This window comes from Roseovarius sp. SCSIO 43702 (assembly GCF_019599045.1).
GTDB lineage: Bacteria > Pseudomonadota > Alphaproteobacteria > Rhodobacterales > Rhodobacteraceae > Roseovarius.
In genome coordinates this window covers 978,534-1,001,226 of record NZ_CP080623.1, presented here as the reverse complement: position 1 = coordinate 1,001,226, position 22,693 = coordinate 978,534, and the positions used below count along the sequence as shown (strand labels likewise).

Sequence of the window (22,693 nt, the reverse complement as noted above, 5' to 3'; positions counted from 1 at the left end):
ATAAGTTGACCGCCGCGACCTTGGTCGCGGCGGTCTCGTTTCCGGCGCTGGCCCAGGATGGCCCCAACCCCCGCTTTGCCCTCCCGGTCGACTGTGCGCTGGGCGAGGATTGCTTCATCCAGCAATATGTCGATCACGATCCCGGCCCCGGTGCGCGCGATTTCGCCTGCGCCCCGCACAGCTATGACGGCCACAAGGGCACCGATTTCGCCCTGCCCACCCACGCCGATCTCGCGCGAGAGGTTCGCGTCACCGCGATAGCTCCGGGCCGCATCAGGGGCGCGCGCGATGGGATGCCGGACCGCGCCTACACCGAGGCCGACGCGGCCGCGCTCGAGGGGCGTGATTGCGGAAACGGGGTGCTCATCGAACATGACGACGGCTGGACCAGTCAATATTGCCACATGGCGCGCGGCTCCATCGCGGTAAGAGAAGGCCAGCGCGTCGAGGCAGGGACCACGCTTGGCCATATCGGCCTCTCCGGTCGCACGCAGTTTCCGCACCTGCATCTCACGCTCCGCCACGAGGGTCGCGTGGTCGACCCGTTCGACCCGGATGGAGAGAGTACCTGCGCCACCCCGTCGACCGAAACGCTCTGGCAGGACGACGTAGCCTACACACCCGGCGGGCTGCTGTCGGTGGGTTTCTCCGACAGCGTACCGGGATTCGACGCGATCCGCGCGGGTCAGGCCGATGAGCCAATCTCGCCGGAGACACCGGCGCTGGTCTTCTGGGCCTTCGCCTTCGGAGGCCACGCCGGCGACGTTCTGCGCCTCGACCTTGTCGGCCCGGAGGGCGACATCATACGCCACGATGCAAGGCTGGAAAAGGATCAGGCACAGTTCTTCCGCGCCGCGGGCCGCAAGCTCAGGGGGGCGTCATGGCCTTCCGGCGCCTATACGGGCACCGCCACGTTCCTGCGCGATGGCACCGAGATCGACCGGCGCAACACCCGCTTCACCCTGCCCTGACCGGCTCCCTCCGCTTCACGCTGTTTCACTTCCGGCTCCGCTTCACCTTGCGCTTCATCTTGTCGGCCTTCTTCTTCGCCGCGCCCGCCTTTCGCTTCGGCGGTGCGCCGCGCTTGCCGCTGCCGCGCCCGCCCATTGCCTTTCCCTCGACCGAAACGAGATCGAACGCGATCCCACCCGTCACCGGCGCAGCCTCGGCCAACCGCACGGTCACCCGGTCACCCAATCCGATCTGCCGTCCGCTGTCGGCCCCGGTCAATGTCGCGGCGTCGGCGTCGAACCGGAAATACTCGCGGCCAAGGCTGCGCATCGGGACCAGGCCATCGGCCCCCGTCTCGTCAAGCCGCACGAACGCTCCGAACCGCGCGATCCCGCTCACGCGGCCGGTGAATTCCTCGCCCACCCGCTCGCTCAGGAAGGCGGCGAGATAACGGTCATTCGTGTCCCGCTCTGCCACCATGGATCGCCGCTCGGTCTCGGAGATATGCTGCGCCGTCTGCTCCAGCCGCTCCAGGTCGGCAGGGCTCAACCCATCATCGCCCCAGCCATGCGCCGTGATGAGCGCGCGATGCACGATCAGATCCGCATAGCGCCGGATGGGCGAGGTGAAATGCGCATAGGCCCGCAGCGACAGGCCGAAATGGCTGAAATTCGAGGGCGAGTAATAGGCCTGCGTCATGGCTCTCAGCGTCGCCATGTTGACCTGCTCGGAATGATCCGTTCCCGCGGCGCCGTGCAGCAATGCATTCAGATGTGCGGTCCTCAGAACCTGACCCTTGGCCAATGTCAGCCCCGCCGCCTCTGCGACCTCGCGCAGGCTGTCGAGTTTTTCGGGCGATGGCTCCTCGTGGACGCGGAACAGAAGGGGGGATTTCTTCGCCACGAGCGTCTCGGCGGCCGCCACGTTGGCGAGGATCATGAACTCCTCGATCAGCTTGTGCGCCTCCAGGCGGTCGGCAAAATTCACCGACAGCACCTTGCCTTCCTCGCTGAGCACGACCTTTCGTTCCGGCAGATTCAGATCAAGCGGCTGCCGCTCCGCCCGCGCGTGCTTGAGCGCGTCATGCGCGGCATAGAGCGGGCGGATCACGTCCTCCAGAAGCTCGGCGCATTTCGCGTTGGGCTCTCCGTCCATCGCGGCCTGCACCTCTTGGTAGTTCAGCGACGCGGGTGAGCGCATCAGCCCCCGCACGAACCGATGCCCGATCTTCTGGCCCTTCGCATCCACCTGCATCCTGACCGCGATACAGGCGCGCGGCACACCCTCATGCAGCGAACACAAGTCACCCGAAAGCCGATCGGGAAGCATCGGGACCACGCGGTCGGGGAAATAGCTTGAATTGCCGCGCTTGCGCGCCTCGCGATCCAGGGCCGATCCGGCCGTCACGTAATGCGCCACATCCGCGATCGCGACCCAGATGACGTGCCCGCCCTCGTTCTTCGGATCGTCATCGGCATGGGCGTAACACGCATCGTCGTGGTCGCGCGCATCGCTCGGGTCAATGGTGACGAGCGGCAGGTCGCGCAGGTCCTCGCGCCCCTTGAGGCCCGCGGGCTTCATCGCGTCGGCCTCGGCGATCACCTCGTCGGGGAACTCGTCCGGAATGCCATGCTGATGGATCGCGATGAGCGACACGGCCTTGGGTTGGCTCGGGTCGCCCAGCCGCGCGACGATACGCGCACGCGGCAGGCCCATGCGTCCCTTCGGCCCCGCCTGCTCGGCCTCGACCAGCTCACCGTCCTTCGCGTCCTGCGTGGCCTCGGAGGCCACGCTCCACTCCTTGTCCTGGCCCTTGTCGATCGGCAGGATCCGCCCACCCTCGGCCCCCTTGCGAAAGATTCCGAGTATCTTGCGCGGATTGGTCCCGATCCGCCGGATGAGCCGTCCTTCATAGGCATGATCCTCGCCCTCGACCGCGCTCAGGCGCATCAGAACCCGGTCGCCCTCCCCCAGCGCGGGATCCCCCGCCTTCGGCACGACCAGCACGCGCGGCGCCTCGCCCTCGCCCTGCCATTCGAGCGGATGCGCAAAGAGGTCGCCGTCTCCATCCGGCTCGCCCACCCGCAGAAGCGCCACGGGCGGAAGCCGGTCGGGATCGCGATAGGTCTTCTTGCGCTTCTCGAGATGCCCTTCCTCCTCGAGTTCCTTGAGCATCCGCTTCAGGTCGATCCGCGCCGCCCCCTTGATGCCGAAGGCGCGCGCGATATCGCGCTTCGAGGTCTCGGTCGGATTATCGGCGATCCATCTCAGGATGTCGTCTTTGCTGGGCAGGTCACTCATAAGCCCGGACCTAGCACGCACCCCCCGCGCCGTCATCCGAAATAGCGGCCGACGCGTCCCTTCTTCTTGCTCCAAATATCCTCGCCGAAGACAAAATGCCTAATGCGCGAGCTTCATCGTGACGATGCCCGCCACGATCATCGTCGCGGCCACGACACGCAGCGGCGTCAGCGCTTCGCCCAGGAAGATCGCCCCGACGACAAAGGCACCCACGGCACCGATCCCGGTCCAGACCATGTAGGCGGTCCCGAGCGGCAGGCTGCGCATCGCGAGCGCCAGGAGCCAGAATGAACCGACCATCGCGAGAGTCATGATCAAGGTGGGCCCCGGTCGGGTGAACCCCTGCGACTCCTTCATCGCGAACGCCCAGACGACCTCCAGCAGGCCGGCCACGGTCAGTAAAACCCAAGGCATAGCTGCCCTCCTCCGGATTCGCTGCGTGGGACCAAAGAAAAAGGCCCGACCCCTCCGGGCCGGACCTCCTGATCTTCTACGTCACGCAGTGTTTCAGGCCGGCAATGCCGACTTCGCCTGCTCGACGATCGCACCGAATGCCGCCGGCTCATGCACGGCGAGATCGGCCAGAACCTTGCGGTCCACCTCGATCCCGGCCAGCGACAGGCCGTTGATGAAACGCGAATAGGTCAGCGAGTCATCATGGCTGCGCACGGCCGCGTTGATCCGCTGGATCCAGAGCGCGCGGAAGTTCCGCTTGCGGTTCTTGCGGTCGCGGGTCGCATATTGGTTGGCCTTGTCCACGGCTTGCGTGGCGGTGCGGAAGGTGTTCTTCCGGCGACCATAGTAACCCTTGGCGGCCTTGACGATCTTCTTGTGACGGGCGTGGGTGACGGTTCCACCTTTGACTCGGCTCATGTCTCGTCCTCCTCAGCGCGCGTAGGGCATCATCGGCTTGATGATCTGTTCATCAGCCTTGGACAGGATGGTCGTGCCGCGTGCGTCACGAATGAACTTGTTGCTGCGCTTGATCATGCCGTGGCGCTTGCCCGCCTGACCGGCCTTGATCCGGCCCGAGGCCGTCATCTTGAACCGCTTCTTGCAGCTCGATTTCGTCTTCATCTTGGGCATTTCCGGCTCCTTCTTCTGGTCGGTCGTCTGCGCGCGACTCGGCATGCCACATAGGCCGGCCACGCGGATGAGAGCGCCGTATAGGCCTTGGCTCATTCTGGTGCAAGGGAAAATCTCCGGCCGGAGGGGCCGATCAGGATGCCCCGCTCAGTTCACGAACATCGCCACGACCCGCACGATGGCGTTCGGTATCTCCGACAATTCGAACCCGCCCGGCTTCTGGCTGAATGCCCAGACAAGGAGAGAGCCGCCCGCGATCATCACCACCGCCGCGACCCGCGGGGCGCGACCCTCCGAGAAAGCCGAGAAGATCGCCGGGAGCGAAAGGACCAGGAGCACGAGGCCCGCCACGATCGCGATATCCGTATTCATCATGTACTGCGGTCCCTTACCCGACGCCGTGGCGGCAAGTTTAACCCGGATCCGTCGAATATATCAAACTTTCCTGACAGGGTGCCACGCGCAAGATATTCGTCGTGCCCGGCACGTTGAAGGGCACGCCCGCCGTGACCACGATCTGGTCGAGCGCATCCGCGTAGCCTTGGGCGCGGGCCGCCCGCGCGGCGTTCACCACGGCCATCTTGAAGCGCGTGAGCTCCTCGGTCATCACGCAGTTCACGCCCCAGCTCAGCGCAAGCCGCCGGGCGGTGCCCCGGAGGCTCGTCATGGCGATGATCGGCACGCGCGGACGTTCCCGCGCGGTCAGTAGCGCGGTGGAGCCGCTATGGGTGAAACAGCATATGGCCTTGATATCCGTGGTCTCGGCGATCTCGCGCGCGGCGGCCACGATACCATCGGCCACCGTGTTGCGCTGTGCGCGACGGCTGGCCTCGATGATCTGGGTGTAGGTCGGATCGTTCTCGACCTCGCGCGCGACGTTGTCCATCGTGGTCACGGCCTCGACCGGATAGGCGCCCGCCGCCGATTCGGCCGAGAGCATGATCGCATCGGCCCCCTCGTAGATCGCGGTAGCCACGTCCGAAACCTCGGCGCGGGTCGGCATCGGGCTTTCGATCATCGACTCGAGCATCTGGGTCGCGACGATCACCGGTTTCGCCGCCGCGCGGCAATTGCGGACAAGGCGTTTCTGGATGGGCGGAACATTCTGCACCGGAAGCTCGACCCCCAGGTCGCCGCGCGCCACCATGATCCCGTCGGACGCGGCGAGGATCCCCGAGAACCGGGTGACCGCCGAGGGCTTTTCGATCTTGGACAGGATCGCGGCCCGTCCGGCCGCCAGTTCGCGCGCCTCGATCACGTCCTCGGGGCGCTGCACGAAACTCAGAGCAAGCCAATCGATACCGAGCTGGCAGACGAATTCCAGGTCAGCGCGATCCTTCTCCGAAAGCGCCGCGAGCGGCAGTTCCACGTCCGGCACGTTGACGCCCTTGCGGTTCGAGATCGTGCCCCCCGTCACAACCTCGCAATCGGCATGATCGGCACCGCATTCCGTCACTCGAAGACGTATCTTGCCGTCGTTCACCAACAGGGTCGCCCCCTCGGTCAGCGCATCGAAGATCTCGCGATGCGGCAGGCAGACCCGCGTCGCGTCCCCCGGTGCGGGATCGAGATCCATGCGGAATGTCGCGCCTTCCTCAAGCTCCTCCTCACCGTTCGCGAACTCGCCCACCCGAAGCTTCGGACCCTGCAGGTCGGCCAGGATACCTATGGGGCTTTCAAGGTCCCGCTCCACCTCGCGGATGATGCGGTGCTTTTCGCGGATACTGTCGTGATCGCCGTGGCTCATGTTCAGGCGGAAGACATCGGCGCCCGCTTCGTGCAGGGCGCGGATCATTTCGTAGGTTTCGGATGCCGGGCCCAGCGTGGCCACGATCTTGACGTTGCGGTGTCGTCTCATAGCGGTCTTTCCTGTTTCCGGTCCGTGATAGCGTTATCGCTAACACAATGCCAGAGCGCTGTTGTTTCGAGCCCGGATCGGAGCGTCTTGTTGCACTCTTTCGCCGCGGGCCGTAGATCGTCCGAAAGGATGACACCTTCATGACTTATGCCCCCTTTCATGTCGAGGGCGCGGACCGCCCTTCTCGCTGGCTCGTGACCTGTGACCACGCGACGAATACGGTGCCGGACTTCGTCAACGGCGGCGATCTGGGCATCGCGCCCGAGGACATGGCACGCCATATCGCCTACGATGTCGGTGCGCTCGGGCTTGCGCAGGGTCTGGCGCGCGCGCTCGACGGGCCCTTGATCCGTACCGATTTCTCGCGCCTCGTGATCGACCCGAACCGAGGCGAGGACGACCCGACGCTCGTCATGAAGCTCTATGACGGCACGATCATTCCCGGCAACCGCCACGCCGACGAGGCCGAGCGCGAGCGACGTCTCAACAAGCTATATCGCCCCTATCATTCCGCCTTGGCGAAACTCGCGGCGCGACGCGAGGATACGATCATCCTGTCGGTCCACAGCTTCACCCGGCAGTTCCGCAATCGCCCGGCCCGTCCGTGGCACATCGGCGTGCTCTACGCGGCGGACGCGCGGCTCGCCCGACCTCTGCTGGTGCGCCTCGCACAGGAACCCGATCTTTGCGTCGGTGACAACCAGCCCTATTCGGGCCACCTTCCGGGCGATGCGATCGCGCGGCATGCGCTGGCCTATCAGAGACCCAATGTCCTTATCGAGCTACGCAACGACCTGATTGCCGATGACGAGGCCCAAGCGGCCTGGGCCGCGCGGCTCGCACCCATCCTCGAGGACGCGGCGCAGGCGGCCGGGGTCTAGCGGGCGAACGGAACGGGCCGCGTCTGAGATTCCGGTTGCACGGGATACGAAGGCCGGCGCACCATCTTGCGAATACCCAGAAAGGACGACAATGCCCCACATCGTCATCGAACACTCCGCCGCGCTGGACCAAAGCCACGACCTTCAGGCTCTCTGCGATCGTCTCTGGCGGGCCTTTGCCGACCACCCATCGATCTCGGGGCCCGATACCGTGCGTGTACGTTGCATCGCCGCCACCGCGTCGCGCATCGGGGTCGCACCGCAGAGCTTTGCTCATGCCACCCTTCTGCTCATCCCCGGTCGTGACGACGCGACGCGCGAAGAGCTGGCCCGGATGACGCTCGACATCCTCATTGATGCCCTTGCCGATGTCGGAAGCCTTACGGTACGCCTCACCGACTTGAACCCGCCCTACCTCAAGCGCATGTTGTAAGTCGAAGGAGATTACCGATGGACAAGATCGACGATCAGACCCAGACCGAACTTGAAGCCGCGGCCTTTCGCCGCCTGCGGGAACATCTGATGCAGGATCGCACGGACGTTCAGAACATCGACATGATGAATCTCGCGGGATTTTGCCGCAACTGCCTGAGCCGCTGGTACCAGGAAGCGGCCAACGCGCGCGGCATCGAGATGGACAAGATGGAGGCGCGGGAGATATTCTACGGGATGACCATGGACGAGTGGAAATCGAGGTATCAGACCGACGCGTCGCCCGAACAGCAGGAAGCATTCAAGAAGGCGCACGCCGCGCACGAGTGACCGCCCTCCGCTCGCCGGACACCCGAGGTCAATAGACGTCGCCCTCATCCACCCGCTTCGAAAACTCCGTCTCGCCTCCTTCGGCGAGATGGCGCGCCTGTGCGACCCAGTCGTCCCGCGTCACGCGCCCCTTGAACCCTTCGAGGTTGTCGTCGACCCAGGCGACTTCCTCGTCGGACCAGCTGGCGATCTGGTCGAAATGGTAGAACCCGAGCCGGTGGCACATCGCTTCGAGCTTGGGCCCGATGCCCCGGATGCGCTTCAGGTCGTCGGGTCCCTCCTCCCGCGGCGCATCGAGCGTCTCGGGCTTGCGGGCCTCGGTGTTTTCGTCCGGCGGATCCTCGGTCAGGTCGAAATCGCTCTCGTCACCTTCTACCAGCGCCGCCGCTGCGGACAGGATCCTGTTGTGACTGGCCTCGAGCTTCTGTTCAAGGTCGGCAAGCTTCCGGTCTTTCTCGCGAATGGCCACGCGGCACGCCTCGAGATCGCCGCTCAGCTTTGCCACCCGGCCGTCACCGTGATCGCCCGAGTTGCGCCGGCCCCAGATGATCCAGCCTGCCAGAAGGCCGGCCAGCGCGGCGAGGATCAGAAGCGCGATCATCTCTCCGATCAGAAAGCCCCATTCCCTGAACATCGTCTTTCCTTTCGTTCACCCTCGGCGTGGCGCGGCTATTCCGCCCATTCAACCATGATACGTCCGTTCCTGGCACGCCCCGCCTCGGTCGAGACCGCCCCCGCAGGCACCCCGCGCGCGATCAGCCCCTCGCGCACCATCTCGGCGCGCTTGAGGCTCAAGATACGGTTGCGCCCCTCGTCATCGCTCTCATCGGCATGGCCGCTGATCAGCGCGATCAGCCCCACTTTTTCCGTACATATCCGCACAAGCGCGGCCAGGCCATCGACGGCACGCGCCGATTTCGGGCCTAAGCGGGCCGACTCCGCCAGGAACAAAATCGGATCGCTATCAAGAATCTCCCGTCCGCGCCGATCACAGGTTTCGCGGCTTGCTTCGAAGCGCAGATCAGGAAGCCAATGGCCGTGCAGGAAAACTTCCTTCAGACCCGTGGCGGCATTCATGCGCCGCGCACCTTCGTGCGCCTCGCGCCCCGACAACCGGATCGCAAGTTCCTCCACCGGCAGATCGTTCAGGGCGTCGGCGATCAGCGCGTCATCCGTGCCGGGCAACAGCTCGATCTCTGCGGTGAGGCCCGCCTCGTCATTCCTGATGCGCCAGCGGTCGGCCTCGGGCAGCCATTCCGCAAGCCGCGTGAGCACCTCCGCCAGCGTCTCGTTGCTTGCGACCGAGGCGACGAAATCGGCCTCCGTCACCTTGACCGAGAGCGTCTCGGAGACGGTCTCGGCATCGAACCCTTTCGGCAATCTCCCGCCGATCGTCACGCCGCTGGCCGCGTCATACTCGACCAGGAAGGGCAAGGTGCCGTCGTCGCGCACATCTATCTCGGTCTCGAGCCTCATCCCGTCCGGAAGCCCGGCAAGCGTCATCAACGCGCGCCGCCGCTCTTCCGGTGTCTCCGCCGCGCCCCTGATGAGAACTCGGGGGCCCGCGATCTCCATCATCCCTCCGACCAGTGGACGCAGCGCCTCGATCCCGGTCAGCACGGCATCGGTCCATCCTGCGGGCGCGCCACTGGCAAGCGGAAGGTCCGCCGCGCCCTGCCCCACCGCTTCGGCAAGCCGCGCACGACCCGAATGGGATGGTGCGTGTCCCTCGATCTCGAACCCGTCACCCGACTTCTCCACGCGAAGCATGAACGGCGCTACACTGGGCAAGACCGCAAGATCGTCCACCACCACCCGCCGCCCTTCGACCGCGTCGAGCGCTGCCATCACGCGGTCACGCTCTGCCGCATCGTCCACGTAGCCCGATACGCGGATGTCGCGCCCCGAGACCCGGACCCTTACCGGATGAACGGTCCGGACAGCCGCATCCGCCGCGCGGGCCGCCACCGTCGTCTCGATCCGGATCGCATGATCGGCGACACCCCAATAGGCGAGGCCCGCAACGCACGCGATCAGGACAACTGCTCCGAGAATCTTGGACATGCCGTATCCCGTTTCGTCACGGCTCCGACGCGAAGCCGTCTCGTCAGAAGTAAAGCCCAAGCCGCGGGGCGGGAAAAGCCCCGGCACGCGTCACCCATCTCTGGATCGGCGGGCGGTCTTCGGTCTATGCTGCGCGAACAGACCCCTGCACGACCCGAGGAGCCGCATGAGCGATCATCACATTAACCTCATCGGTTGGATCCTGTTCATCGTCTCTGCCATCGGCTTCATCATCGCGAGCTGGGGCCATTTCTGGGCCACATTCGGAAGCGTGTTCTTCCTGGTCGCGTGCCTCGTCTTCCTCATCCCGTTCTTCCGCCCGAGATGAAGAGGGACCGCGCGGTGCGGGCCCTCCCACCGCTCGTCACGCACGCGTCTTCAGCGAATCCCTGATCTCCATGAGGATCTCGAGCTCGGTCGGCCCGGTATCGGCCACGGGCTCGGGCTCCTTTGCCTCCTTGCGCTTGAGGTTGTTGACCCCCTTGACCAGCATGAAGACCACGAATGCGATGATGAAGAAATTGATGACCGCCATGACGAAACGCCCGATCGCGAAGACCCCCGCACCGGCCTCCTCGGCTTCGGCAAGTGTCGCGTATTCACCGTCTCCAAGGACATAGAAGACCTCGGTGAAATCTATCCCGCCGGTGAAAAGACCGATGATCGGGTTGATCAGGTCGGCGACGAGCGAACTGACGATTGCCGTGAAAGCTGCGCCGACGATGATGCCGACGGCCATGTCCATCACATTGCCCTTGGCAATGAAGTCCTTGAATTCCTTGATCATGGAAGTGTCCCTCTGTCCCTCTGTGACGAAGCTCGTTTCGCTCCGAAAGTACCGAAGGTTAACACAGGTTCCGACGCATCCGTGCAGGTTTTCGACCGCAGCCATGGTCCAGGCGCGAGCCGATTCAGCCGGGCAGCGATCCGTCGAGGACGTAACGCAAGATCGCAGCGACCTCGGCAGGCGTCCGCGCCACGGCCAACGCGGCGGCGTCGACTTCCTTCAGTGCATGATCATGCTCTTCCGGTTGCAGGATGATGAGGCTCTTGCCAAGCGCACTCGCATAGCCCGCGTCGAAGGCCGCATTCCATTGCTTGTACTTGTCACCGAACCGGACAACCACGACGTCGGCGTCCGAGATGGCCTTGCGCGTGCGTATCGCGTTGATCTTGGCGCCCTTGTGGTCGTGCCAGAACTTGTCATCCTCCTGACCGAGGATCGCGACACCGCAATCGTCCGAAGCGGCGTGGTCCGTGACGGGGGCCGAGAACGTGATATCAAGGCCCTTGGCCGCCGCGATCACCTCATCGCGCCAATCCGAGTGAATTTCGCCAGACAGGTAGACATTCAGTTTCATCAGGTTTCTCCGTTTTTCATCGCGTCCCGCCCAGAAGCCGCACCGCTTTCGCAGGATCGCATTCGGCGACGTCATGTGTTCCGCGGCTCGTCACGAACACCTCGAGATGCGCGCCGTCGCCCTGCACCACATGTAGCGCAGTCGTCACGAAATCTAGCTCCGCTTCGATCAGAGGACGAGCGGCGACAGGCCGGTACAGTCCTTCTCCTCGCCATGCATCCCGAGAACCACCGCCCCGAGAAGCGCCGCGAGACCGAGAAGCAGCGGAACCAACCCGAGCAAGGCCTCAGCCCCGCAGGACGCCGCCGGTCGCCTTCGTCACCTTGTCGACGATCTTCTGCGATACGGCGTCGATCTCCTTGTCGGTCAGCGTCTTCTCGGTCGGTTGCAGCCGAACGGTGATGCCAAGGCTCTTGCGGTCATCGCCGAGGCTTCCGCCGACGAACTCGTCGAACACGCGCACGTCCTCGATCAGGGCCTTGTCGGCGCCCGCCGCCGCGTTGACCAGCGTGAGAGCCTCGACCTCGCGGTCGACGACGAAGGCGAAGTCGCGTTCGACCGCCTGGAGATCGCGCAAGGTCAGCGCCCCGCGGCTGGCCGAGGCCTTGCGCGGAAGCGGTATCTCGGCGGGCCACAGGGCGAACCCCACGACCGGCCCCTTGACGTCCAGCGCGTTGAGCACGCGCGGATGCAACTCTCCGAACACACCCAGGATTTTCTTGGGGCCGAGGCAGATCATGCCGTGACGTCCCGGATGCCACCATTCCGCCGCGCCGCGCAGGATCTGGACCTTGGCAGGCGCACCCATCGCGGCGAGGATCGCCTCGGCATCGGCCTTCGCGTCATAGATATCCACCGCGCGCGTGCTGCCGTGCGAATCCTTGGGCCCCGTGCGCCCGACGAGGATCCCGCTCACGAGAAGGTGCTGCTCACCCGGCTCACCGCCATGAAAGGCGTGCCCCACCTCGAAGAGCGCCATGTCCATCTGTCCCCGCGCCTGGTTGCGCGCAGCGGCCTGCAGGAGCCCCGGCAGGAGTGCGGGGCGCATGTGGCTCATGTCGGCGCTGATCGGGTTGGCCAGCATGGTCGCATCCGCGCCGCCGCCGAACATCTCGGCCGATGCCCGGTCGATGAAACTGTAGGTCACGCATTCGTTGTAACCAAGCGCCGCGCCGGTGCGCCGTGCCGCCTGCTCACGGCGTTGCACGGGCGACAGGATCGGCTTCGGAAGCCCCGCGTCGACCCGCGGCAGCGGCCTGCCCACCAGCTTGGTCAGCGATGCGACCCGAGCCACTTCCTCGACAAGGTCGGCCTCACCCTGAACGTCAGGACGCCAGGTCGGCACATGCGCCATATCCCCTTCGAGCCGGAAGCCCAGCGCGGTCAGCGTCTGGCGCTGCTCGGCCTCGGGGATGTCCATGCCGACAAGCGACTGGACGCGCGCGGGATCCAGTCGATAGGCGCGGCTGACATCCGGCACTTCGCCCGCAACGACCACCTCGGAGGGCTCACCGCCGCAGAGATCGAGGATCATCTGCGTGGCCAGATCGACCGCTTCCATGTTGAAGGCCGGGTCGATGCCCCGCTCGTTGCGGTAGCGCGCATCGGAATTGATCCTGAGAGCACGCCCCGTCTCGGCGATCTGGACATGATCCCAGACGGCGGCCTCTAGGAAGACATTCGTCGTTTCCATCGTGCAGCCCGTTGCCAGACCGCCCATGATGCCACCGATGCTCTCGACGCCATTGTCGTCCGAGATCACCACCTGCCCGGCGCCGAACGTGTATTCCTTCTCGTCGAGCCCCACGAGCGTCTCGCCGCCCTGCGTGCGGTGGATGCGCAGATCGCCCACCACCTTGTCGGCGTCGAAAACGTGCAGCGGGCGGTTGCGGTCGAAGGTGAAGAAGTTCGTGACATCGACCAGCGCCGAGATCGGGCGAAGGCCGATGGCCTTGAGGCGCCGTTGAAGCCAGTCCGGGCTGGGACCGTTCCTGACGCCCCGGATCACGCGGCCGGCAAACACCTCGCACCCGTGTTCGCGGGTGTCCTCGGCGATGCTGACCCCGATAGGACAGGGAAACTTGGGCTCGATGCTCGCTTCGGGGGCTGGCTTCATCCGGCCGAGTCCCCGCGCCGCGAGGTCAAGCGCGATGCCGCGCACTCCGCAAGCGTCGGGTCGGTTCGGGGTGATCGCGATGTCGATCACCGGGTCGATCCGGGCCGGGTCGTTGGCGGCGAGCCAGTCGATGAACCGCTCCCCCACCTCGCCGCTGGGCAACTCGATGATGCCGTCATGCTCGTCGCTCAACTCCATCTCGCGCTCCGAGCACATCATGCCGTGGCTCTCGACGCCGCGGATCTTGCCCACGCCGATGGTCGTGTCGATCCCCGGAACATAGACACCGGGCTTGGCGATCACCACCGTGATCCCCTCGCGCGCGTTGGGCGCACCGCAGATGATCTGCGCCATGCCCTCGTCGGTCTCGACCTGGCACACCTTGAGCCGATCGGCATCGGGATGCTTCTCGGCACTCCTCACTTTTCCGATGGTGAAGTCCTTGAGCCGGTCGGCCGGGTTCTGCACCTCCTCGACCTCGAGGCCCAGGTCGGTCAGCGCCTCTGCGATCTCGTCGACGCTCGCCTCGGTATCGAAATGTTCCTTGAGCCAGGAGAGGGTGAATTTCATGGGTACATCCGCAACTTCGTATCAGGGTCACGCGCCGTTTACCGGATAAGACGCAGAGGGGGAAGGGCACGAAAAACCCCCGCCGGATCGCTCGGGCGGGGGCATATTTCGGCCAAGGCGTAGGGTGACGCCTTCAGGCTTCCTTCTTGGCCTTCGCCTTGTTCTTGATGGGCGCCCAGATCCGCTTGTTCGTGAGGTAGAGCAGCACTGACAGAACGAGGAGCAGGATGACCCCGGTGAGGCCCGCCTGTTTGCGCGCCATCATCTTGGGTTCCGCGGTCCACATCAGGAAGGCCGCGACATCCTCGGACATGTGATGAACCGAGTTGTCATGCCCGTCGTCGTAGTCCACCAACCCGTCCTCGAGCGGCGGGGCCATGGCGATCCACCCACCCGGAAACGCGGTGTTTTCATAGAGAACGACGCCCGCCTCTTCCTTCTCCTCGCCGGTATATCCGGTCAGGAGCGACACGATGTATTCCGGGCCGCCCATGCCCTTGAAGAGCTGGGCCATCCCGGTGCCGTAAGGCCCGTGGAAACCCGCCCGGCCCTTGGCGATGAGGCTCAGGTCCGGTGCGTTCTCGAGGTTGGAGCCCGGGAAGTGGTCCGACGGTTTCGCCGCGCGGTAATCGTCCAGCTCGGGATCGAAAATCTCGAAATTCTCCGCATAGGCCCGAACCTGGTCCGCCGAGTAGCCGAGCGCGCCCTCGTCCCCGAGCGTGCGGATCGGCACGTATTGCAGACCGTGGCAGGCCGCGCAGACCTCGGTATAGACCTTCAGGCCGCGCTGAAGCTGGTTCTCGTCGAATTTGCCGAACGGCCCCTCGAATGAGAAGTCCACGTCGTGCACGTGGCCCTCGCTGCCGGCGCCGAAGGCGGCACCGGCGGTAAGGGTCAGGGCCGACAGGGCGGCAATGCCTGTTTTCTTCAACATTGGTCCTGATCCTTTCTTATTCAGCGGGGTTCACGACGGTATGCGTGCCGCCCGTCTTGGCGTCGTAATGCGCCTTGAAGTCTTCCTCGATGGTCTCGGGCTGCTCGAGCGGCTTCTCGATCACGCCCAGAAGCGGCAGGATGATCAGGAAATACGCGAACCAGTAGGTCGCCCCGATAAGCGAGATGATCGAGTAGGGCGGCTCGGCCGGCATCGCGCCCGCCCACATCAGCACGATGAAGTCCACCACGAGGAGCCAGAACCACCACTTGAACATCGGACGATAACGCCCCGAACGCACGCTCGACGTATCGAGCCACGGCGCCAGGGCCATGACCGCGATCGCGCCGAACATCGCCAGCACGCCGAAGAATTTGGCGTCGATGATGCCGCCGGTGATCCAGCTCGCCGCCATGACGATCCACACGTCCGAGGTGAAGGCGCGCAGGATCGCGTAGAAGGGCAGGAAATACCATTCCGGCACGATATGCGCGGGCGTGACCAGCGGGTTCGCCTCGATATAGTTGTCCGGGTGGCCCAGGTAGTTCGGCATGAACCCCACGATCGCGAAGAAGACCACCAGGATCACGGCAAGCGCGAAGAGGTCCTTGATCACGAAATAGGGCCAGAAGGGCACGGTGTCCTTCTCGGCCTCGGCCTTCGATCCGCGTCGCACCTCGACCCCGGTGGGGTTGTTGTTGCCCGTGGTGTGGAAGGCCCAGATATGCAACGCCACCAGTGCCGCGATCACGAAGGGCAGCAGGTAGTGCAGCGAGAAGAAGCGGTTGAGCGTCGCGTTGTCCACCGCCGGTCCGCCAAGAAGCCAGGTCTGGATCGGCTCGCCGATGAGCGGGATAGCCCCGAAGAGGCCGGTGATGACCGTCGCGCCCCAGAACGACATCTGCCCCCAGGGCAGCACGTAGCCCATGAAGGCGGTGCCCATCATGCAGAGGTAGATCAGCATGCCGATGATCCACGTGATCTCGCGCGGGGCCTTGTAGGAGCCATAGTAGAGACCGCGGAAAATATGGATGTAGACAGCGAAGAAGAAGAGCGACGCGCCATTCATGTGCAGGTAGCGGATGAAATGACCGCCGTTCACGTTGCGCATGATGTGCTCGATCGAAGCGAAGGCGAAATCGACATGCGGCGTGTAATGCATCACCAGGACGATGCCCGTGATGATCTGAAGCGCCAGGCAGAAGGTCAGGACGATGCCCCAGATCCACATCCAGTTCAGGTTCTTGGGTGTGGGGATCATCAGGGTGTCATACATCAGCGCCACGATGGGCAGGCGCTTGTGAAGCCACTTCTCCCCGCGGGAGTTCGGCTCGTAGTGATCGTGCGGAATACCGGCCATCTGCGCGCTCCCTTATCCGAGTTTGATCGTTGTGGCGTCGACGAATTCAGCGATCGGAATCGGCAGGTTCGTCGGCGCGGGGCCTTTGCGGATGCGGCCCGCCGTATCGTAGTGCGAACCATGACAAGGGCAGAACCAGCCGCCGAAATCACCGGCGCCGTCACCGATCGGAACACAGCCGAGATGGGTGCAGACCCCGATCATCACGAGCCATTCCTCGGCCGCGTCACCCTCGGATTCGGGGGCGGCCAGCGCGCGGTTCTCGTCCGTCGCCGGCGCGACGCCGGGCAGGTTCGGGTTCTGCGCGATCGGGTCGATCAGGTCGCTGAGATCCACCTCGCGCGCCGCCTGGATCTCCTCGGGTGTCCGGCGCCGGATGAAGACCGGCTTGCCCAGGTACTTGACCGTCAGTTGCGAGCCTTGCGCCACGCCGCTCACGTCGACGCGGATCGAGCTGAGCGCCTGGACGTCGGCCGAAGGGTTCATCTGGTTGACGAGGGGCCAGACGGCCGCGCCGGTTGCCACGACGCCCGCGCCTGCGGTTGCATAGTAGAGGAAATCCCTCCGGGTGCCTTCGTGATCTTCTGCGTGGGACACGAGGTTTGCTCCATTTCTGTCGACCCTCTGCGGGGCCATAACACCTTCGGATCACGGGAATCCCGCGACCTTTGGGACCCGTGTTTAGCGGGGCTTTAAAGGCCCGTCCAGTGCGCATCTGCGCGGAAAGGCGGGGGGCGCGCATGTGTCGCGCTTGTGGGGCGCGGGCACGCGGTGTAAGCAGGGCCGACGCCACACTACACCTCGAAGGGCCTTGGTCTCATGTTCAAATCCGCCAAACTCGCGCTCGCCGCACTTTGCCTTTTCGCGACGCCCGCCGCCGCCGAACTCGAATTGAGCTTCTACATGGGCCTGCAAGGGGTGCAGGACAGCCGTGCCTCGGGAACGCTGCCGGGTGGTGCACCCGTGAGCCGCAACGTCGACTGGGAGGGAAAATCGCTCGAGAACCCCTTCTATTACGGGGGTCGCGTGACATGGTGGATGCAGAACGACATCGGCTTCGGCATCGAGGGAACGCACGCGAAGGCCTATGCCACGGGCGCCGATCTCGCGGCGCTCGGCCTGTCGCGGTTCGAGCTGTCGGACGGGCACAATATCTTCACGCTGAACGTGATGAAGCGCTTTCCCGACACGTTCGCCAATTCGCGGTTCACTCCCTACGTGGGCGCGGGTCTCGGCGTCGCGATCCCGCATGTGGACGCGCAGGTCATCGGCGCCGGCAACCGGACCTACGACTACGAAGCGACGGGTCTTGCCGCGCGCGGTATCGCTGGCATGAAATACGCGATCACCGAGGACTGGTCGGTCTTCGGTGAATATCAGGCCACGTGGTCGGACAACGACATCACCATCAATGCCGATCCCGCCGTGGCGGGCCAGACCGACGGCAAGCTGAACACCACGCTCGTGACCCACGCGATCAACATCGGCATCAGCTACAGCTTCTAGGAAAGGGCGATGGGCGCGCGCGCCCATCCCTGCCGCCGATGACGGATCGCCTGACGCTTCGGGGCATCGCGCTGATGAGCGTGGCGATGCTGGGTATCCTCCTCGTCGATAGTATCGCGAAGTTCCTCAGCGCCGAGTATTCGCCGCTCTTCATCAGCTGGGCACGTTACGCGGTGGCATCGGCGATCGTGCTGCCCCTCGCGTTTCACCGCCACGGTCGTCACGTCTTTCCCGCCGAGCAACGCGGTGCGCATCTGGTGCGCACCGCCTTCCTCGTGACCGCGATGACGCTCTATTTCCTCGCCATCGCGCGCATCCCGCTGGCATTGGCGGTCAGCGCCTATTTCGTCGGGCCGGTGATAGCGGTCGTGCTCTCGGCCCTGTTCCTGCGTGAGACCCTGACACGCCTCAAGCTCGCGAGCCTCGGCCTGGGCCTCGTCGGAAGCATGGTCATCCTGCGACCCGGCGGCACGCTCGAGCCCGGCATCCTCCTGGCCTTCGGCGCGGGGCTCTTCTTCGCCCTTTATCTCATCGCCACCCGGCAGGCCTCGCAGACAAGCGATCCGATCAGGACCCTGGCGTTTCAATGCGTGGTGGGAACCTTCCTGCTCGTCCCGCAGGCCGCGCTCACCGCCACGCTGCCCGGGACCGACGCGCTCGCGTTCTTCGCGGCCCTGGGGCTCCTGTCGGCCATCGCACACATCCTGACGATCATGGCCTTTCGCCTCGCCGATGCCTCGACACTGGCGCCGCTGGTCTATCTCGAACTGGTGGGCGCGGCAGGTGTCGGTTTTCTCGCCTTCGGCGAGGTGCCGGGTCCGGCAACCGTCCTTGGCGCGGCGCTTATCGTGCTGGCAGGCGTGATCCTGGCCACGGGACGTACGAACGGCGGCTAAACGGGATGCGTCGCCCCCATGCTGTCGCGCGCGGCGAATCTCTCGTACCACCTGGCAAGCGCCTCGCGCCCCTCCCGCCAACCCCGCGCACCATGCCGGAAGTCGAGATACCCCAGCGCACACGCGACCGCGACCTGGCCCATGTCGAGCGGGCCTGACAGGTGGCTCATCCATCGCGCCTCGAGCGCGTCGAGCGCCCGGGTGATCTTGGCCCATTGCGCCTCGATCCACTCGTCCGAGACCTGCGCATCGGATCGCACGCGCCGCTCGTAGACCATGAGCAGCGCCGCCTCCATCATCGCGTCCGCCGTCGCCTCGAGCGTCAGCACCTCCCAGAGCCGCGAGGCGGGGTAGAGCCCGGCCTGGACCATGTCATCGAGATAGCGCGTGATGACCCGGCTGTCGTAGAGCGCGGGACCGTCATCGCGCAAAAGAGCGGGGATCTTGCCCATGGGGTTCGCCGAGGCGACCTCGGGGTCGGTGTTGAGCGGCGTGGTGGAAACCGTCACGACCTCGATCCGATCGGTGAGACCGGTCTCATGCACGAGGACACGCACCTTCCGGGCGAAAGGCGAAGCGTCGGCGGATATGAGTTTCATCCCGGTGGCCCTTTCTGGCGAATGACCCCGGCAGGCTAGGCCGACGTTCGTCGCTTGTCCATCAGGGCCCCTGCATGAGCGCGGCCAGGATCCGCACCTCCTGCCCCAGCCCCGCCGCGTCCATGTGCCGCGCGGCGGACAGGCGTTCAGCATCGCCCTTGTTCTGGCCAAGCTTCCATGTCCCCTCGATCTCATCGACGCGCATCGCGCAGGGCACGATCTGCCGCATCATCCGCTCCAGCACGTCGGGCGTCATCTTTTTCGTGGTCCATGGCGTCTTGGGCGCGAGCCGTTGCTCGAACGCCGCCGATTGCCGGTCGAGCAGATCGCGCAATGTCTCGACGGGCCGCAACTCGACCTCTCCTATCAGGTGGACGGCGACATAATTCCATGTCGGCACCATGTCGTCGGTCCCGTACCAGTCGGGCGAGACATAGCCTTGCGGACCCTGGATGGCGAGACGCGCGGGACAAGGCGCCTTGAGGAGACGCGCGATGGGATTGGATCGCACGAGATGAAACTCGGCAAGCGTGCCGTCTTCGCCCAGGATGAAAGGAATATGGCTGAGACGCGGTGCGTCCGCGTCGCCCACGGCCAGCATTCCGAACCCCTGTTCACGCGCAAAGGCGATGTTGGTTTCGCGCGGTGTCCGGCGAAAGGCGGGATTGGGGTGCATCGCAAGGCGCTCCTTCTGCGGTCGCGCGACATTCGCGCCCATCCCGCCGAAACACAAGCCGTCACGGAAAAGTCGCGCCCACCTCGCCCGGCTGCCATTGCGGATGTTTCGACATGACCGCCTTGAACCGCGCCGAGGACTTGAAGTCTGCGAGCCAGCCGACCAGGTGCACCCATGGCTGCGCCTCGAACCAGGCCCGGTCGACATGCGCGAATTGCCGGACGAAGGGAAGGATCGCCATGTCCGCAAGGCAAGGCCGCGTTCCGAGGAGCCACCCCCTCCCCGCGAGCCGCGTGTCGAGATCGGCAAGGAACGCGCCCGCCTTCGCCCGCTCGGCCAAGGGATCCGCCTCGGGATGACGCGTCGCATATTTGTAGCGGTCGAGTGCCTGCTTGAACGGCCCGTCAGACCGCTCGATCAGATCGCGTCCTTCGTGCGGCATGGCAAGCCATCCCTCGGGATCGTTCCGCCGCAAGGCCCAGAGCATGATGTCGAGGCTTTCGTCGATCACGCCCGCATCCGTCTCGAGGCAGGGCACCGTTCCCGTGGGTGACGCCTCGAGGAACGCGGCGGGCTTGTCGCGCAGCACCACCTCGCGCAGCTCGACCGGAACGCCCGCGACCGCCACGGCGAGCCGCGCGCGGATCGCGTAGGGGCAGCGGCGAAAGGACCAGAGGATCGGCCGCTCAGGCGACAAGGCGCGATCCGGCATGACCGGTGATGGTCGCGCTGACGATCCGGCCCTCGGGCTGATCCGTGGCGAACTCGACCTCGGTGAACTGCTCGGTCCGGCCCATGCGCGGGTTCTCCATAAGCACCCGGTGCGCCCGGCCCACCTGCGCCGCCAGGTGCCGCGCGACCCTTGTCTCGCCCGCCTCGCGCAGCCGCGCCGCCCGCGACTTGATCGCGCGCCCGTCCACCTGCGGCATCCGCGCGGCCGGTGTGCCGGGGCGGGGACTGTAGGGAAAGACATGCAACCAGGTCAGATCGCACTCCTCGACGAGGCGCAGGGAGTTCTCGAAATGCGCCTCGGTCTCGGTCGGGAAACCCGCGATGATATCAGCGCCGAAGGTCATGTCAGGGCGCAGACGCCTTGCTTTCTCAACAAAGGCGATCGCATCGTCGCGCAGGTGCCGCCGTTTCATCCGCTTGAGGATGAGATCGTCGCCGTGCTGTAGGCTCAGGTGCAGATGCGGCATGAGGCGCGTCTCGGTCGCGATGGCCTGCATCAGCGCATCGTCCACCTCGATCGAGTCGATGGACGAGATGCGCAGGCGCGGCACATCGGTCAGCTTGAGGATGCGCATCACCAGATCGCCCAGGCGAGGAGCACCCGGCAGGTCCGCCCCCCACGAGGTGAGGTCGACCCCGGTCAGCACCACCTCGTTATAGCCGCGTTGCACCAGGCGCTTGATCTGGTCCACCACGACCCCCGCCGGAACCGAGCGCGAATTGCCCCGGCCATAAGGGATGATACAGAAGGTGCAGCGATGGTCGCAGCCGTTCTGCACCTGCACATAGGCGCGGCTCCGCGTGCCGAAGCCGTCGATCAGGTGCCCGGCGGTCTCGGTCGCGCTCATGATGTCGTCGACACGCACGCGCTCGGTTTCGCCCGTGAAATCGGCGGCGAGGCCCATCCATGTAGCGGGGTTCATCTTCTCGGTGTTGCCGATGACGGCGTCCACCTCCTCCATCGCGGCAAAGGTCTCGGGTTCGGTCTGCGCCGCGCAGCCGGTGACGACGAGACGCGCGTCGGGGTTCTCGCGGCGCAGGCGGCGGATCTCCTGCCGCGCCTTGCGCACGGCCTCGGAGGTGACGGCGCAGGTGTTCACGACAACCGCGCCCTCGAGTCCCGCCTCGCGGCTCATCTCCTTCATCGCCTCGGTTTCATAGGCGTTGAGACGACAGCCGAGCGTCGTGAATTTCGGCGCGGTCATTCTACCCTGTCCAGGAATTCGGGCCGGAACACGCCGTCGGCCACGTGCATCGTCTCGCCGGTCATCCAGACGCCATCGTCGCGCCAGTCGATCTCGAGCGTGCCGCCGTCGAGGTCCATGCGCACCTTGCGCCCGGTGAGCCCGCGTCGCGCCGCCGACACCGCCGTCGCGCAGGAGGAGGAGCCGGAGGCCAGTGTGACGCCCACGCCGCGCTCCCACACCCTCATGCGCAGGTGGTCCGGTGCGATCACGCTCGCCACCTGCACATTCGTGCGTTCGGGGAAAAGCGGATGATGCTCGTAGCGCGGTCCGAACGTGTCGAGCGGGATCGCCTCGGCATGCTCGACGAAGAAGGTGCAATGCGGGTTGCCCATGCTCGTGGCCGTCGGTGCCCCCTCGATCGGCAGTTCGAGCGTGTCCATCTCCTCGGAGAGCGGAATGTCGCGCCAATCCGTCATCGGCGCACCCATGTTGACCGAGGTTCGTCCGCCCCCGACATCCACCGCGTAGAGATCGCCGCGTATGGTTGTCAGGTGAAGCCGGTCCTTGCCGGTCTCGTCCAGCAGGTAGCGCGCGATGCAGCGGGTGGCGTTGCCACAGGCCTGCGCGACCGAGCCATCGGCGTTCCAGAAGCTCAGATGCGCATCGCCCTCGCCCGTCTCGATCAGCGCGAGCTGATCATAGCCGATGCCGCGATGCCGGTCGCCCACGGCCCGCGCAAGTGCCGGCGTGATCTCGATCTTTCGAGGACGTCCGTCGAACACGACGAAGTCGTTTCCCAGCCCGTGCATCTTCATGAAGGGCAATCCGGTTTCGCGCGTGGTGCTCATGTGCG

The 22,693-nt window shown here is 65.3% G+C and carries 27 protein-coding genes; 7 read left to right on the top strand and 20 right to left on the bottom strand.

The features are described 5' to 3' along the window. The first annotated feature begins 5 nt into the window (after nt 1-5). The gene (locus tag K1T73_RS04720; RefSeq protein WP_220602823.1) at nt 6-971 is read left to right on the top strand and encodes a M23 family metallopeptidase; all 966 of its coding nucleotides are present in this window, start codon (nt 6-8) and stop codon (nt 969-971) included. 25 nt (nt 972-996) lie between these two features. On the opposite strand, the gene rnr is transcribed toward K1T73_RS04720, so the two are convergent. From rnr to pyk, 6 genes are all read right to left on the bottom strand, one after another. Continuing rightward, on the bottom strand, nt 997-3,252 hold the full coding sequence (gene rnr, locus K1T73_RS04715; protein WP_220602822.1) for a ribonuclease R: 2,256 nt from the start codon (nt 3,250-3,252) through the stop codon (nt 997-999). A 99-nt stretch (nt 3,253-3,351) separates the two neighbouring features. Beyond that, nucleotides 3,352-3,666 carry a multidrug efflux SMR transporter gene (locus K1T73_RS04710; protein WP_220602821.1) on the bottom strand — a complete coding sequence of 105 codons (315 nt, stop codon included), beginning with the start codon at nt 3,664-3,666 and terminating at the stop codon, nt 3,352-3,354. 93 nt (nt 3,667-3,759) lie between these two features. Further along, a complete protein-coding gene (gene rplT / locus K1T73_RS04705) occupies nt 3,760-4,125 on the bottom strand; it encodes a 50S ribosomal protein L20 (RefSeq protein ID WP_220602820.1) in 366 nt (121 codons plus the stop codon). 12 nt (nt 4,126-4,137) lie between these two features. After that, nucleotides 4,138-4,338 (bottom strand): 50S ribosomal protein L35, encoded by a 201-nt coding sequence (rpmI, locus tag K1T73_RS04700; protein ID WP_220602819.1) that lies wholly within the window; start codon nt 4,336-4,338, stop codon nt 4,138-4,140. Between the two features lie 147 nt (nt 4,339-4,485). Next, nucleotides 4,486-4,713 carry a hypothetical protein gene (locus K1T73_RS04695; RefSeq protein ID WP_259400448.1) on the bottom strand — a complete coding sequence of 76 codons (228 nt, stop codon included), beginning with the start codon at nt 4,711-4,713 and terminating at the stop codon, nt 4,486-4,488. Nucleotides 4,714-4,750: 37 nt separating this feature from the next. Further along, nucleotides 4,751-6,196 (bottom strand): pyruvate kinase, encoded by a 1,446-nt coding sequence (gene pyk / locus K1T73_RS04690; protein ID WP_220602818.1) that lies wholly within the window; start codon nt 6,194-6,196, stop codon nt 4,751-4,753. 140 nt (nt 6,197-6,336) lie between these two features. Here pyk and K1T73_RS04685 point away from each other — a divergent pair, with 140 nt between their 5' ends. The 3 genes from K1T73_RS04685 (at nt 6,337) to K1T73_RS04675 (ending at nt 7,839) form a co-directional block, all read left to right on the top strand. Continuing rightward, nucleotides 6,337-7,077, top strand: a complete 741-nt coding sequence (locus K1T73_RS04685; protein WP_220602817.1) for an N-formylglutamate amidohydrolase — start codon at nt 6,337-6,339, stop codon at nt 7,075-7,077. 91 nt (nt 7,078-7,168) lie between these two features. Then, nucleotides 7,169-7,510: a 5-carboxymethyl-2-hydroxymuconate isomerase gene (locus K1T73_RS04680; protein ID WP_220602816.1), complete on the top strand. Its 342-nt coding sequence runs from the start codon at nt 7,169-7,171 to the stop codon at nt 7,508-7,510. A 26-nt stretch (nt 7,511-7,536) separates the two neighbouring features. Further along, nucleotides 7,537-7,839 carry a DUF1244 domain-containing protein gene (locus K1T73_RS04675; protein ID WP_220603618.1) on the top strand — a complete coding sequence of 101 codons (303 nt, stop codon included), beginning with the start codon at nt 7,537-7,539 and terminating at the stop codon, nt 7,837-7,839. Nucleotides 7,840-7,867: 28 nt separating this feature from the next. Here the strand turns inward: K1T73_RS04675 and K1T73_RS04670 are convergent, their stop codons facing one another. Next, the gene (locus K1T73_RS04670; RefSeq protein ID WP_220602815.1) at nt 7,868-8,473 is read right to left on the bottom strand and encodes a hypothetical protein; all 606 of its coding nucleotides are present in this window, start codon (nt 8,471-8,473) and stop codon (nt 7,868-7,870) included. A 35-nt stretch (nt 8,474-8,508) separates the two neighbouring features. Continuing rightward, nucleotides 8,509-9,903, bottom strand: a complete 1,395-nt coding sequence (locus K1T73_RS04665; RefSeq protein ID WP_220602814.1) for an OmpA family protein — start codon at nt 9,901-9,903, stop codon at nt 8,509-8,511. A gap of 166 nt (nt 9,904-10,069) precedes the next feature. Between K1T73_RS04665 and K1T73_RS04660 the strand changes: the two genes are divergently transcribed. Then, nucleotides 10,070-10,231, top strand: coding sequence for a cytochrome oxidase subunit III (locus K1T73_RS04660; protein WP_220602813.1), 162 nt, complete (start codon nt 10,070-10,072; stop codon nt 10,229-10,231). Between the two features lie 36 nt (nt 10,232-10,267). Here K1T73_RS04660 and mscL read toward each other — a convergent pair whose 3' ends face one another. The 7 genes from mscL to petA all read right to left on the bottom strand — a co-directional run bounded on the left by mscL (nt 10,268) and on the right by petA (nt 16,841). Next, nucleotides 10,268-10,690: a large conductance mechanosensitive channel protein MscL gene (gene mscL / locus K1T73_RS04655; RefSeq protein ID WP_220602812.1), complete on the bottom strand. Its 423-nt coding sequence runs from the start codon at nt 10,688-10,690 to the stop codon at nt 10,268-10,270. A gap of 124 nt (nt 10,691-10,814) precedes the next feature. Next, nucleotides 10,815-11,264 carry a YtoQ family protein gene (locus K1T73_RS04650; protein ID WP_220602811.1) on the bottom strand — a complete coding sequence of 150 codons (450 nt, stop codon included), beginning with the start codon at nt 11,262-11,264 and terminating at the stop codon, nt 10,815-10,817. Nucleotides 11,265-11,280: 16 nt separating this feature from the next. Further along, entirely contained in the window at nt 11,281-11,412 is a 132-nt protein-coding gene (locus K1T73_RS17815; RefSeq protein WP_259400447.1) for a hypothetical protein, read from the bottom strand. 138 nt (nt 11,413-11,550) lie between these two features. Then, nucleotides 11,551-13,950 (bottom strand): phenylalanine--tRNA ligase subunit beta, encoded by a 2,400-nt coding sequence (pheT, locus tag K1T73_RS04645; RefSeq protein ID WP_220602810.1) that lies wholly within the window; start codon nt 13,948-13,950, stop codon nt 11,551-11,553. Nucleotides 13,951-14,083: 133 nt separating this feature from the next. After that, on the bottom strand, nt 14,084-14,884 hold the full coding sequence (locus K1T73_RS04640; RefSeq protein WP_220602809.1) for a cytochrome c1: 801 nt from the start codon (nt 14,882-14,884) through the stop codon (nt 14,084-14,086). 16 nt (nt 14,885-14,900) lie between these two features. Continuing rightward, the gene (gene petB / locus K1T73_RS04635) at nt 14,901-16,244 is read right to left on the bottom strand and encodes a cytochrome b (protein ID WP_220602808.1); all 1,344 of its coding nucleotides are present in this window, start codon (nt 16,242-16,244) and stop codon (nt 14,901-14,903) included. Between the two features lie 12 nt (nt 16,245-16,256). Beyond that, nucleotides 16,257-16,841, bottom strand: a complete 585-nt coding sequence (gene petA / locus K1T73_RS04630) for a ubiquinol-cytochrome c reductase iron-sulfur subunit (protein ID WP_220602807.1) — start codon at nt 16,839-16,841, stop codon at nt 16,257-16,259. Between the two features lie 222 nt (nt 16,842-17,063). Between petA and K1T73_RS04625 the strand changes: the two genes are divergently transcribed. Both K1T73_RS04625 and K1T73_RS04620 read left to right on the top strand, forming a co-directional pair. Further along, on the top strand, nt 17,064-17,750 hold the full coding sequence (locus K1T73_RS04625) for an outer membrane protein (RefSeq protein ID WP_220602806.1): 687 nt from the start codon (nt 17,064-17,066) through the stop codon (nt 17,748-17,750). A 38-nt stretch (nt 17,751-17,788) separates the two neighbouring features. Continuing rightward, nucleotides 17,789-18,646, top strand: coding sequence for a DMT family transporter (locus K1T73_RS04620; protein WP_220602805.1), 858 nt, complete (start codon nt 17,789-17,791; stop codon nt 18,644-18,646). On the opposite strand, the gene K1T73_RS04615 is transcribed toward K1T73_RS04620, so the two are convergent. The 5 genes from K1T73_RS04615 to dapF all read right to left on the bottom strand — a co-directional run bounded on the left by K1T73_RS04615 (nt 18,643) and on the right by dapF (nt 22,688). Next, nucleotides 18,643-19,245, bottom strand: coding sequence for a glutathione S-transferase (locus K1T73_RS04615; RefSeq protein WP_220602804.1), 603 nt, complete (start codon nt 19,243-19,245; stop codon nt 18,643-18,645). The genes K1T73_RS04620 and K1T73_RS04615 overlap by 4 nt on opposite strands. Nucleotides 19,246-19,306: 61 nt before the next feature. After that, the gene (locus K1T73_RS04610; protein WP_220602803.1) at nt 19,307-19,921 is read right to left on the bottom strand and encodes an FMN-binding negative transcriptional regulator; all 615 of its coding nucleotides are present in this window, start codon (nt 19,919-19,921) and stop codon (nt 19,307-19,309) included. 61 nt (nt 19,922-19,982) lie between these two features. Further along, nucleotides 19,983-20,633, bottom strand: coding sequence for a glutathione S-transferase (locus tag K1T73_RS04605; protein WP_220602802.1), 651 nt, complete (start codon nt 20,631-20,633; stop codon nt 19,983-19,985). Then, nucleotides 20,608-21,858 carry a tRNA (N(6)-L-threonylcarbamoyladenosine(37)-C(2))-methylthiotransferase MtaB gene (gene mtaB / locus K1T73_RS04600; protein ID WP_220602801.1) on the bottom strand — a complete coding sequence of 417 codons (1,251 nt, stop codon included), beginning with the start codon at nt 21,856-21,858 and terminating at the stop codon, nt 20,608-20,610. Before mtaB ends, K1T73_RS04605 begins: the two co-directional genes overlap by 26 nt. After that, nucleotides 21,855-22,688, bottom strand: a complete 834-nt coding sequence (gene dapF, locus K1T73_RS04595; RefSeq protein WP_220602800.1) for a diaminopimelate epimerase — start codon at nt 22,686-22,688, stop codon at nt 21,855-21,857. The genes mtaB and dapF overlap by 4 nt, the downstream gene beginning before the upstream one ends. Nucleotides 22,689-22,693 lie beyond the last annotated feature (5 nt).

Coding starts and splice junctions, on each gene's coding strand:
- rnr (WP_220602822.1), bottom strand. CDS start 3,252: ATGAGTGACCTGCCCAGCAAAGACGACATCCTGAGATGGATCGCCGAT.
- K1T73_RS04710 (WP_220602821.1), bottom strand. CDS start 3,666: ATGCCTTGGGTTTTACTGACCGTGGCCGGCCTGCTGGAGGTCGTCTGG.
- rplT (WP_220602820.1), bottom strand. CDS start 4,125: ATGAGCCGAGTCAAAGGTGGAACCGTCACCCACGCCCGTCACAAGAAG.
- rpmI (WP_220602819.1), bottom strand. CDS start 4,338: ATGCCCAAGATGAAGACGAAATCGAGCTGCAAGAAGCGGTTCAAGATG.
- K1T73_RS04695 (WP_259400448.1), bottom strand. CDS start 4,713: ATGATGAATACGGATATCGCGATCGTGGCGGGCCTCGTGCTCCTGGTC.
- pyk (WP_220602818.1), bottom strand. CDS start 6,196: ATGAGACGACACCGCAACGTCAAGATCGTGGCCACGCTGGGCCCGGCA.
- K1T73_RS04685 (WP_220602817.1), top strand. CDS start 6,337: ATGACTTATGCCCCCTTTCATGTCGAGGGCGCGGACCGCCCTTCTCGC.
- K1T73_RS04680 (WP_220602816.1), top strand. CDS start 7,169: ATGCCCCACATCGTCATCGAACACTCCGCCGCGCTGGACCAAAGCCAC.
- K1T73_RS04670 (WP_220602815.1), bottom strand. CDS start 8,473: ATGTTCAGGGAATGGGGCTTTCTGATCGGAGAGATGATCGCGCTTCTG.
- K1T73_RS04665 (WP_220602814.1), bottom strand. CDS start 9,903: ATGTCCAAGATTCTCGGAGCAGTTGTCCTGATCGCGTGCGTTGCGGGC.
- K1T73_RS04660 (WP_220602813.1), top strand. CDS start 10,070: ATGAGCGATCATCACATTAACCTCATCGGTTGGATCCTGTTCATCGTC.
- mscL (WP_220602812.1), bottom strand. CDS start 10,690: ATGATCAAGGAATTCAAGGACTTCATTGCCAAGGGCAATGTGATGGAC.
- K1T73_RS04650 (WP_220602811.1), bottom strand. CDS start 11,264: ATGAAACTGAATGTCTACCTGTCTGGCGAAATTCACTCGGATTGGCGC.
- pheT (WP_220602810.1), bottom strand. CDS start 13,950: ATGAAATTCACCCTCTCCTGGCTCAAGGAACATTTCGATACCGAGGCG.
- K1T73_RS04640 (WP_220602809.1), bottom strand. CDS start 14,884: ATGTTGAAGAAAACAGGCATTGCCGCCCTGTCGGCCCTGACCCTTACC.
- petB (WP_220602808.1), bottom strand. CDS start 16,244: ATGGCCGGTATTCCGCACGATCACTACGAGCCGAACTCCCGCGGGGAG.
- K1T73_RS04625 (WP_220602806.1), top strand. CDS start 17,064: ATGTTCAAATCCGCCAAACTCGCGCTCGCCGCACTTTGCCTTTTCGCG.
- K1T73_RS04620 (WP_220602805.1), top strand. CDS start 17,789: ATGACGGATCGCCTGACGCTTCGGGGCATCGCGCTGATGAGCGTGGCG.
- K1T73_RS04615 (WP_220602804.1), bottom strand. CDS start 19,245: ATGAAACTCATATCCGCCGACGCTTCGCCTTTCGCCCGGAAGGTGCGT.
- K1T73_RS04610 (WP_220602803.1), bottom strand. CDS start 19,921: ATGCACCCCAATCCCGCCTTTCGCCGGACACCGCGCGAAACCAACATC.
- K1T73_RS04605 (WP_220602802.1), bottom strand. CDS start 20,633: ATGCCGGATCGCGCCTTGTCGCCTGAGCGGCCGATCCTCTGGTCCTTT.
- mtaB (WP_220602801.1), bottom strand. CDS start 21,858: ATGACCGCGCCGAAATTCACGACGCTCGGCTGTCGTCTCAACGCCTAT.
- dapF (WP_220602800.1), bottom strand. CDS start 22,688: ATGAGCACCACGCGCGAAACCGGATTGCCCTTCATGAAGATGCACGGG.